The organism is Colwellia maritima, assembly GCF_022669015.1.
GTDB classification, from domain to species: domain Bacteria; phylum Pseudomonadota; class Gammaproteobacteria; order Enterobacterales; family Alteromonadaceae; genus Colwellia; species Colwellia maritima.
On the sequence record NZ_JAKKSL010000002.1, the window covers coordinates 803,061 to 812,756 of the forward strand.

A 9,696-nucleotide genomic window follows, 5' to 3' on the forward strand; every position below is an offset into this window, starting at 1 on the left:
CACCGTATCTTCTAAGCCAAATAAACTTGTTTGTTGTTGTTCTTCTTCCACAATAATTACAAAAACCCTTGTTATCAGCTATTCAGAACGTTGGTCATCAATCTGTACACCAGTTGGTACTACAAATTGAAACAAACTTGCTTTAGGTATTACCTGATCTTCAAAATTAGATAATTTAATATGACTTAGTTGTCCTGTAGCATCTAAAAATGAAAATTGCGCTAAATTACTGTTACCTTTATTTGTTTCAAAAATTAACGTTAAGCTTTTAATTTGGCTATTAGTATCTTTAGCTGAAATGACAAAACGATCACTGACTTCCTCAGTTTTATTTTCTTTAGTTACTGTATATTGTTCCCATAAATTTTCATCTTTACTGGTTAGTAATAATATAGGTGTTTTAGCGATAGCTGCTGATAAAGAATAAACACTGACTTGTTCAATCCAGGGATCGTAAAACCAAACATTAGTACCATCTGATACAATGGCAAGTTCATCTGGTTCAGTAGTATGCCAGTTAGCTAAATTAGGTTTGCTAATTGCGAGATTTCCTGCACTTTGTGCTATTTTTTCACCTGAAACACTGTGAACTTCTTGACTAAAATCAGCTGTAAAATGGGCTAAATTTTCCAGTTTAGCCCGTAATATTTGTTTTGCCTCTGACGAGGCTAACTTGGGCATATTTGCAGTTGGCTGTTCTATACTTGTATTACTATTATTGATACTCACAACTTGTGTATTAGCCTGCACATGTTGTGTTATGACAAAATTTATTGCCATGGTTAACACACAATATTTTATAACGTTAATATTCATTTATTATCCGAAAGTAAACTGGTTTAGTCTCTAATAGGTGGTGGTGCTAATACTTCACGGGCACCATTGTTACCGGCAGTTGTTACAACACCTTGAATTTCCATTTGTTCTACAATTCTTGCTGAACGATTATACCCAATTCTAAATTGTCTTTGTACGCTAGAAATGGATACACGACGTTTTTCAGTAACAAAATTTACAGCTTCATCATAAAGTTCATCTAGTTCTTCATCTTCATTACCTTCAGCTTGTTCACCTGGTAATAACATATCAGGATCATTGCCACCGGCTAAAATTTCTTCAATATAATTAGGTTCACCGCGTGATTTCCAGTCTTTTACTACCGCATGTACTTCATGGTCATCAATAAAAGCACCATGAACACGTGTTGGAACACCTGTTCCTGGCGGTAAGTACAGCATATCACCCATACCTAATAATTGTTCAGCGCCTTGTTGATCTAATATTGTACGAGAGTTTAATCCAGAAGATACCTGAAATGCCATACGTGTTGGTATATTCGCTTTAATCAAGCCCGTGATCACATCAACGGAGGGTCGCTGAGTTGCTAGAATTAAATGAATACCAAGAGCACGCGCTTTTTGAGCAATACGAGCGATTAATTCTTCTACTTTTTTGCCAACAATCATCATCATGTCAGCAAATTCATCCACAATTACAACAATACTAGGCAGTTTTTCTAATAGAGGCGGTTTTTGATCTAAGCCATCACTAGGCTGCCATAGAGGGTCAATAATCGGATCGCCCGCATTAATAGCTGTTAGAATTTTTTTGTTATAGCCCTTTAAGTTTCTAACACCTAATGCCGACATAAGTTTATAACGACGTTCCATTTCGCCTACACACCAACGTAAAGCGTTTGCGGCATCTTTCATATCGGTAACCACTTCGGCTAATAGATGAGGTATACCTTCGTAAACACTTAATTCAAGCATTTTTGGATCGATCATGATCAAGCGTACATCTTCAGGTGTTGATTTGTATAACAAGCTTACAATCATGGTGTTAACACCTACCGATTTACCCGAACCTGTGGTACCAAGCAACTAATAAATGAGGCATTTTCGCCAGATCTACAACCACTGGCTCCCCGGCAATATCTTTACCGAGTACCATGGTTAATGCAGAGCTTGATTCTTCAAATTGTTGACATGAAATAACTTCACTTAATCGCACTATCTCTCTGTGTTTATTTGGTAGCTCTAGGCCTATCACTGATTTACCAGGAATAACTTCAACTACACGTACACTAATAGCAGATAAGGCACGTGCTAAATCTTTTGACAGAGAGCTAATTTTGCTGACTTTCATACCGGGAGCTAAATCTAATTCGAAACGGGTGATAACAGGTCCTGGATAAACGGCAACCACGCGGGCTTCTACTTTAAAGTCTAATAGTTTTGCTTCAACCAACCGACTCACTTGTTCTAATTCATCTTGATTTATCGGATTCTTGGCTTTGTCTGGACGATCCAGTAAATCAATTGAAGGCATTCCTTGAAATTTTTCTTCAACCGTAGGAACTAAGTTTACTTGGCTTGTATCAGAACTTGTTGCCAACTCTCCACGATGTTGTTTGTCATCTTCTACGTTTATTTGTTCTACAGCAGCAAACGCGGCAGTGATTTCAGTATCATTCACATGTTCTTGCACGTTAATATTTAGTGGACCATCCATTAAGTCATTAATATCCAAAAAGGGTTCTTGCACAGGTTCATCTTCATCACTTGTATTAGTATTCACACCAAAAAATGATCGGGTTGTTTTTTGCTTTGCCGGTTTCTCTGTCTTGGTTTTATCAACAGTGTCTTTATCTCTCAACGAGCTTTCAGGTAACTGGTCAGTACGTAATTGATTATCGTCTTTATTATTTGATGACTTAGTCGTGTTATCTTCAATTTCATTGGTACCAAATTGATTTTTAATCGTCTCTGGTAGGTCTTTTACATACAATATAGCCGCAATTGTGTAACGACCAACATCATCTATAAAATTAACCCATGAAAATCCTGTTAACAAAACAAAACCAAGACAGCTAAACATCAAGAATAATAATGTGCTTCCTACAAACGAAAAATAAGGTAAAAATGTTGTACTTAAGACATTGCCAAGTATTCCACCGGCAGAAAAATAATAAATATCATCAAAATTCATACTCGCAAGCGATGTTAGACCTAAATAAAACAAAATGAATCCAATCAGTTTTAAACCAATCGTCAAATAATCAAGCTGCATTAGTTTGTGATATTTTTGAAACAACAACCATCCAATAATGGCTACAACAAATGGTAAAGTATAAGCAATGTAGCCAAACAAATTGAGTAATAAGTCAGAAATATAGGCCCCCACTGCCCCGCCGAGGTTCCTTACTGGTGTTTGATATCCTGTTTGCGCCCAACCAGGATCAGCAGGATCAAAACTAAACAAAGCCAACATTAAAAACATAGCAAAGACGCTAAAAAAAAGTAAGCCTGTTTCAAGTATGCGTTGAACACCACTTAACTGTTTGTTTATTGGCTCGTTATATTGAGCACTATCAAATTTTTCACTGGTTTCGCCAGTATTTTTCACTAGTTCTGAAGACAATTAAAATTCCATAATATACGGGGATTAGTGATAGACAGATAAAATAACAAATTATCGCTTGATTGGTAACACATTACTGGATTTTATTTCATCCATAACCACATAGGTTCTACTTTCACTCACCGAAGGTAACCTTAATAATATGTCACCGAGTAGTTGTCGATAGGCAAGCATATCTTTCACCCGCGTTTTCAGTAAAAAGTCAAAATTGCCTGAGACTAAGTGACATTCTTGTATTACATCTAAATCATGAACTGCAGCGGCAAAATCATCAAAAACATCGGGACTTGTTTTAGTCAGTGTAATCTCTACGAATACCAACAAAGAGAGCCTTAATTTTGTTGGGTTCAAATTAGCTTGATAACCTATGATATATTTTTCTTTTTCTAAACGTTTTACCCGTTCTAAACACGGTGTGGGACTTAATCCAACACGCTTTGATAATTCAACGTTTGATAAACGCCCATTTTTCTGTAACTCAATTAGAATGTTTTTATCAATTCGGTCTAATTTCTTGGCTTGTAGTAAATTCATGCTTTATATATCACTATAATTTAATCCGATACTAGTATTATATATCGCTTTATTTATTATTTCGACAGGTTATTCCAATAAAACACAATTATACTAGCGTTATCTAAAACAACACGACACTTCAGTTGAAAATCATCGTGTGACACTACAACAAGTATAAAAGAGAAATTATTATGATTATTGGCGTACCTAAAGAAATTAAAAACCATGAGTATCGTATTGGCTTAACACCCGCAGGTGTTAAAGAATTATCTGTAAATGGTCATGAAGTGATTGTTGAAAATAACGGCGGTGCTGCTATTGGTTTTGATAATGAGCAATACATTGAAGGCGGCGCTAAAATAATTAACGATGCGGCAGAAATATTTGCGACTGCAGAGATGATTATTAAAGTAAAAGAGCCGCAACCTATAGAATGCAAAATGCTTCGTCCGGGTCAAATTTTGTTTACTTATTTACATTTAGCGCCTGATCCACAACAAACAGAATTATTAGTTGCCTCTGGCGCAACGTGTATTGCCTATGAAACAGTAACCTCACCTACAGGCGGCTTACCTTTATTAGCGCCAATGTCTGAAGTAGTCGGCCGCATGTCAATTCAAGCCGGTGCTCATGCACTAGAAAAAGCTCAAGGTGGTTTAGGTGCTTTACTCGGTGGTGTTCCAGGTGTTGCCCGGAAAAGTACTCATTGTTGGCGGTGGCGTTGTAGGAACTCAAGCGGCAAGAATGGCTGTTGGTATGGGGGCGGATGTTACTATATTAGATCGCTCTTTAACGCGTTTACGCCAATTAGATACAGAATTTGATGGTCGTTTAAAAACGGTATATTCGACAGCTGATGCAATGGACCAATTAATAGTTGAAGCTGATTTAGTCATTGGTGCAGTACTTATTCCGGGTGCAGCAGCACCTAAATTAGTAACCAAAAAACACATTACAATGATGAAGAAAGGTGCTGTAGTTGTTGATGTTGCTATTGATCAAGGTGGCTGTTTTGAAACATCTAAAGCAACTACTCACCAAGATCCTACTTATATTGTTGATGATGTAGTTCATTATTGTGTTGCTAACATGCCTGGTGGTGTAGCCCGTACATCAACCATGGCGCTTACCAATGCAACATTGCCTTTCGCCGTAACTATCGCTAATAAAGGCGCAAAACAAGCATTACTTGATGATGTACACTTATTAGCAGGTTTAAATGTCGCTAGTGGAAATATCACCTACAAGCCAGTAGCTGACGTTTTAGGCTATCAATACGTGGAACCAAGCGTTGCCTTAAACGTATAATAGCATTCTCACTAACTATGTGATCATTTCAATAGCTCACTTAATTAATGAAACTAATGGTATAATGTTTACAACACGTTCTTAGCTATTTAAGAACCTTGCTAGATAAATTAAAAGAGTACAAATGCTAATTTGTACTCTTTTTTTGTTTTTATTACGTCTTTTACGAAAAATTTCACATTCTTACTATACACCCTTGATAGAACCTCTTATCATCCCAATTAATAAAGTTAATATCTAATATCACTTGGTGGCAAAACCAAAAGATATCATTCTAAATTTCTGGAGAACTCATTTATGAGCGACGTTAGACACTGCCCACTACTTATTTTAGGCTCAGGCCCTGCAGGTTATACCGCAGCAGTTTATGCTGCTCGTGCTAATTTAAAACCTGTTATCATCACAGGTATGCAACAAGGTGGTCAATTAACAACAACCACTGAAGTTGAAAACTGGCCAGGTGATGCAGATGACTTAACCGGTCCGCCTTAATGGAACGTATGCAAAAGCATGCTGAAAAATTTGAGACTGAAATTGTGTTTGATCATATCGAATCTGTAGATTTCTCTTCTAAACCATATAAGTTAACAGGTAGTAATGAATATACCTGTGATGCATTAATTATTTGTACTGGTGCTTCTGCACAATATATTGGTTTGCCTTCTGAAGAAGCATTTATGGGGCGCGGTGTGTCGGCCTGTGCTACTTGTGATGGTTTCTTCTATAAAAACCAAAAAGTCGCTGTTGTTGGTGGTGGTAATACCGCCGTTGAAGAGGCACTTTATTTATCTAATATTGCCAGTGAAGTACATTTAATTCACCGTCGTGATACCTTTAGATCTGAAAAAATATTAACAGACCGTTTAAGTGAAAAAGTTAAAAACGGTAATATCATCTTACATACCGATCGTACGTTAGATGAGGTATTAGGTGATAACATGGGCGTAACTAGCCTGCGTTTAAAAGAAACTAACACCGACAAAACTGAAGTAATTGATGTGGCAGGTGTATTTATTGCTATTGGTCATAAGCCTAATACTGATATTTTTCAAGGTCAATTAGCTATGGAAAATGGTTATCTAACCATCCAAAGTGGTACTCAAGGTAATGCAACACAAACCAGTGTTGAAGGTATATTTGCGGCAGGTGATGTTGCTGACCATATTTACCGTCAAGCAATAACCTCTGCCGGTGCAGGTTGTATGGCTGCCTTAGATGCTGAACGCTACCTTGACGCACAATAAAATTTAACCATTTTTTGTCCCATTTATAAGGGGTCGGTTTGGTGAAGGAATGCAAAATGCTGTATCAACTTAACGAAACAGACTTTTCGTTTCCCCCGTAAATCACGCCCTTGTAGAGCCAAATGGCTTGCTTGCAGTGGGTGGTGATTTACACCCTAGGCGAATAATTAATGCTTATAGCCAAGGTATATTTCCTTGGTTTAGCGAGAATGATCCGCTAATGTGGTGGTCGCCAAACCCTAGAACCATTATTAACTGTTGTGATTTAAGAATTAATAGAACCTTACGTAAAGCTTTAAAAAAATCTCCATATAAAGTTACCTTAAATACAGCCTTTGATCAGGTAATTAAACAATGCGCTAACGCCCCCTTTCGTACTGACGGAACGTGGATTTTACCAGAGATGCAACAAGCATATATCAACTTACATAAATTGGGCTATGCCCATTCTATCGAAGTTTGGCAAACACTTGATACTGATGTGTTAAAGGCTAACAAAACGCTAGTAGGCGGTTTGTATGGCATCGCTATCAACGGTTTTTTTTCAGGTGAGTCAATGTTTTATAGCAAGGCTAATGCCTCTAAATTTGCATTAGTTGCTTTAAATCATTTATTAACGTCTCTGGATGTTGATTTTATAGACTGCCAATTACTTAACCCCTTTTTAGCCGATATGGGGGCGATAGAAATATCACGTGATGACTTTATAAAGCGTAAACAAATAGCGATCAATAAACAGGTGACGGAAAATTTTTGGCAACCTCGTCAGTTATAGTAGTTTAATTAACCGTTGGGGGAATTACCGTAGTAACCGTAAATTAAATTCGAAGATTTGATAGAAGACTAGATTAAAAGTAGTTGAGTAACAACGAATATGAGTGAAAACGATTTTAAGGTAGGTATTACAACAACATTTCCTTGTAGTTATTTACCTGATCAAGAAGAACGTTTATTAATCGCGGTAGATGAACGTTTGCAAAATAATCGCAGTTATAGCCTGCTTATGACAGAAGGATTTCGTCGCAGTGGTGATCAATCTTATCGCCCTCATTGTCCTAATTGTAATGCTTGCCAATCTATCCGTGTAATAGTTAATCAATTTAATCCTTCTAAAAGCCAAAAACGTTCCTTAAAACGAAATGCTCATTTTCATATTAAAACATCTGAACATTTAAAAGATGATTATTATCCATTGTATGAAAATTATATAAATACCTGTCATCAAGATGGCAGTATGTACCCTGCTAATAATCAGCAATTTGAAAGTTTTCTGTCGAGTAATTTAACAAAACAATTGTTTATTGAAACTTGGTTTGAACATGAGGGTGAAAAACAGCTAATATGTGTTGCCGTAACAGATGTTTTAATTAACGGTTTATCTGCGGTTTATACATTCTATCACCCTGAATTTAAATCCCATGGTTTAGGTGTGTTTTCAATTTTGACACAGATTAACTTTTGTAAAGAACAGCATTTACCTTATTTATATTTGGGTTACCAAATTAATGAGTGCAAAAAAATGAATTATAAAAATCGCTATTTTCCTTATGAAAAATTTGTTGCTCAACAATGGCAGAGAGTTGAGAAATAATTCCCCTACCCTAAATTTCATCAATTTGCTTATAGAATTCAACTTCTATCACAAATAAACCGTTACAAAGCTTTACATTAGCGGCACAATTAGGCATCATTCGCGCAGCTTTTTTTATCGGCAATACTTTATAACAATTTATATTGAATTTATTGCTTGTTTGCACAACATATAGAGGTTTAGCGCCCCATGGCGAAAGAAGAAAATATTGAAATGCAAGGTACGGTTTTAGACACGTTACCTAACACTATGTTCCGAGTAGAATTAGAAAATGGCCACGTGGTTACTGCTCATATCTCAGGTAAAATGCGTAAAAACTATATCCGTATTTTAACTGGTGATAAAGTAACGGTTGAATTAACGCCATACGATTTATCTAAAGGTCGCATTATTTTCCGTGCCAGATAGCTTACTTACGCTTTAAAAAAATAACCAAGACTATTTATATATCTTTGGTTTTTTATATTTTAAAATTTGACTGAATGCTATGACAGTTTTCATTCAGGCATTTTCATATAAAAAGCATTGAGTTTATTACCATCTAAGTCTCTAAAGTAACCGGCGTAAAAGCCTGCTACTTCACCGCGTAGTCCTGGTTTTCCTTCACATGTGCCACCTAATTCAATCGCTTTTTTATAAAAGGCATCAACTTTTTCAGTTGAATCAAGCATAATGGCAACCATAGTGCCATTACCAACTGTCGCGGGTTTGCCATCAAAAGGCTTAGTAATAGAAACACCCGCTTGATCCATTCCTGTTGACCAAGCAACAAATTGCTCTGTTTCTAAAAAACGCCCTGCGCCTATTGTGGAGAACAGTTGATCGTAAAACGACACAGCTTTTTCTAAATCATTAGTACCTAGCGTAACGTAACCTATCATGTAATATTCCTTTTTCTAAATAATTAGTTATTGAAATAAATGCCTTGTATTTGGCAATTTTTTTTTACGTATAAATTTTACGTATAAAATAGTCCACTTAATTAATGACACGGGTATAAGAGTCATGCCTATTGCGTAAAGTTAAATTGCATTAAGTTCATAAAACTTAAATTAACGATAAGAATCTAACAGTTTTTTAGTAAATTGTTCAGCACTAATATCCAAACATTTGTTAGTAATTGTTTCTTGTAGCTCATTCAACTTTTTATCCACACTAGTGATTGTCAACGTATTATCATCAAGTGGTAAACTTGCTGTAGACTTTGATAGTAGTATAGAAGGATTATCAGTGCATTAGCTTCATCATTTTCTGCAGCGGCTTTTATTTTTTTCAATTTTCTAAAGATCAAATTTTGTATTTGTTTTACTTGCCATACATAATAAATCTCCTTAAAAAACAGTGAGTTTTTCACGGAATGTAAAACTGCACCACAGGCAAGTAAAGCTAAAACAACGCCAAGAAAGTTATATCGAAAATTATTAATACCTTCCTGGCCAAAACTAGCAATGAGCAACTGCCCCAAAACCAATGATAATATGAGTAGAGTCACAATAAACCCGCCAATTACAATATTCAAATGTTTACGGTAGCGTGCTTTATCTATGTTAATTAATTGCATTGAAAAGAATATTCCTTAGAAAATGATAAAAAATTTTTATTAATGAAACGGGT

Annotated in this window: 8 protein-coding genes and 3 pseudogenes; 5 read left to right on the plus strand and 6 right to left on the minus strand. The window is 36.0% G+C overall.

The window, feature by feature from the left end; translation table 11 throughout:
- Nucleotides 1-78: 78 nt before the first annotated feature.
- Genes lolA through lrp form a run of 4 tightly spaced genes read right to left on the minus strand, consistent with a single transcriptional unit; the run spans nt 79 to nt 3,957 of the window.
- Nucleotides 79-816 carry an outer membrane lipoprotein periplasmic chaperone LolA gene (gene lolA / locus L3081_RS14000; protein WP_242286738.1) on the minus strand — a complete coding sequence of 246 codons (738 nt, stop codon included), beginning with the start codon at nt 814-816 and terminating at the stop codon, nt 79-81.
- A gap of 23 nt (nt 817-839) precedes the next feature.
- Entirely contained in the window at nt 840-1,838 is a 999-nt protein-coding gene (locus L3081_RS29115; protein ID WP_420839733.1) for a DNA translocase FtsK, read from the minus strand.
- Between the two features lie 19 nt (nt 1,839-1,857).
- The gene (locus L3081_RS29120; protein ID WP_420839734.1) at nt 1,858-3,423 is read right to left on the minus strand and encodes a DNA translocase FtsK 4TM domain-containing protein; all 1,566 of its coding nucleotides are present in this window, start codon (nt 3,421-3,423) and stop codon (nt 1,858-1,860) included.
- A gap of 51 nt (nt 3,424-3,474) precedes the next feature.
- Nucleotides 3,475-3,957 (minus strand): leucine-responsive transcriptional regulator Lrp, encoded by a 483-nt coding sequence (gene lrp, locus L3081_RS14010; RefSeq protein ID WP_242286739.1) that lies wholly within the window; start codon nt 3,955-3,957, stop codon nt 3,475-3,477.
- A gap of 173 nt (nt 3,958-4,130) precedes the next feature.
- On the opposite strand from lrp, the pseudogene ald reads away from it, so the two are divergent.
- The 5 genes and pseudogenes from ald (at nt 4,131) to infA (ending at nt 8,490) form a co-directional block, all read left to right on the plus strand.
- Nucleotides 4,131-5,247, plus strand: a pseudogene (ald, locus tag L3081_RS14015) (alanine dehydrogenase).
- A gap of 297 nt (nt 5,248-5,544) precedes the next feature.
- A pseudogene (gene trxB, locus L3081_RS14020) lies at nt 5,545-6,491 on the plus strand (thioredoxin-disulfide reductase).
- 136 nt (nt 6,492-6,627) lie between these two features.
- Nucleotides 6,628-7,266 carry a leucyl/phenylalanyl-tRNA--protein transferase gene (gene aat, locus L3081_RS14025; RefSeq protein ID WP_242286740.1) on the plus strand — a complete coding sequence of 213 codons (639 nt, stop codon included), beginning with the start codon at nt 6,628-6,630 and terminating at the stop codon, nt 7,264-7,266.
- Nucleotides 7,267-7,365: 99 nt separating this feature from the next.
- Complete coding sequence (locus L3081_RS14030; RefSeq protein WP_242286741.1) at nt 7,366-8,082, plus strand: arginyltransferase; 717 nt, start codon at nt 7,366-7,368, stop codon at nt 8,080-8,082.
- Nucleotides 8,083-8,271: 189 nt separating this feature from the next.
- Nucleotides 8,272-8,490, plus strand: a complete 219-nt coding sequence (infA, locus tag L3081_RS14035; RefSeq protein ID WP_011043571.1) for a translation initiation factor IF-1 — start codon at nt 8,272-8,274, stop codon at nt 8,488-8,490.
- A gap of 89 nt (nt 8,491-8,579) precedes the next feature.
- Here the strand turns inward: infA and L3081_RS14040 are convergent, their stop codons facing one another.
- On the minus strand, nt 8,580-8,963 hold the full coding sequence (locus L3081_RS14040) for a VOC family protein (protein ID WP_242286742.1): 384 nt from the start codon (nt 8,961-8,963) through the stop codon (nt 8,580-8,582).
- Between the two features lie 171 nt (nt 8,964-9,134).
- Nucleotides 9,135-9,643 (minus strand): annotated as a pseudogene (locus L3081_RS14045) (DUF3087 family protein).
- Nucleotides 9,644-9,696: the final 53 nt, after the last annotated feature.

Coding starts and splice junctions, on each gene's coding strand:
- lolA (WP_242286738.1), bottom strand. CDS start 816: ATGAATATTAACGTTATAAAATATTGTGTGTTAACCATGGCAATAAAT.
- L3081_RS29115 (WP_420839733.1), bottom strand. CDS start 1,838: ATGATTGTAAGCTTGTTATACAAATCAACACCTGAAGATGTACGCTTG.
- lrp (WP_242286739.1), bottom strand. CDS start 3,957: ATGAATTTACTACAAGCCAAGAAATTAGACCGAATTGATAAAAACATT.
- L3081_RS14030 (WP_242286741.1), top strand. CDS start 7,366: ATGAGTGAAAACGATTTTAAGGTAGGTATTACAACAACATTTCCTTGT.
- infA (WP_011043571.1), top strand. CDS start 8,272: ATGGCGAAAGAAGAAAATATTGAAATGCAAGGTACGGTTTTAGACACG.
- L3081_RS14040 (WP_242286742.1), bottom strand. CDS start 8,963: ATGATAGGTTACGTTACGCTAGGTACTAATGATTTAGAAAAAGCTGTG.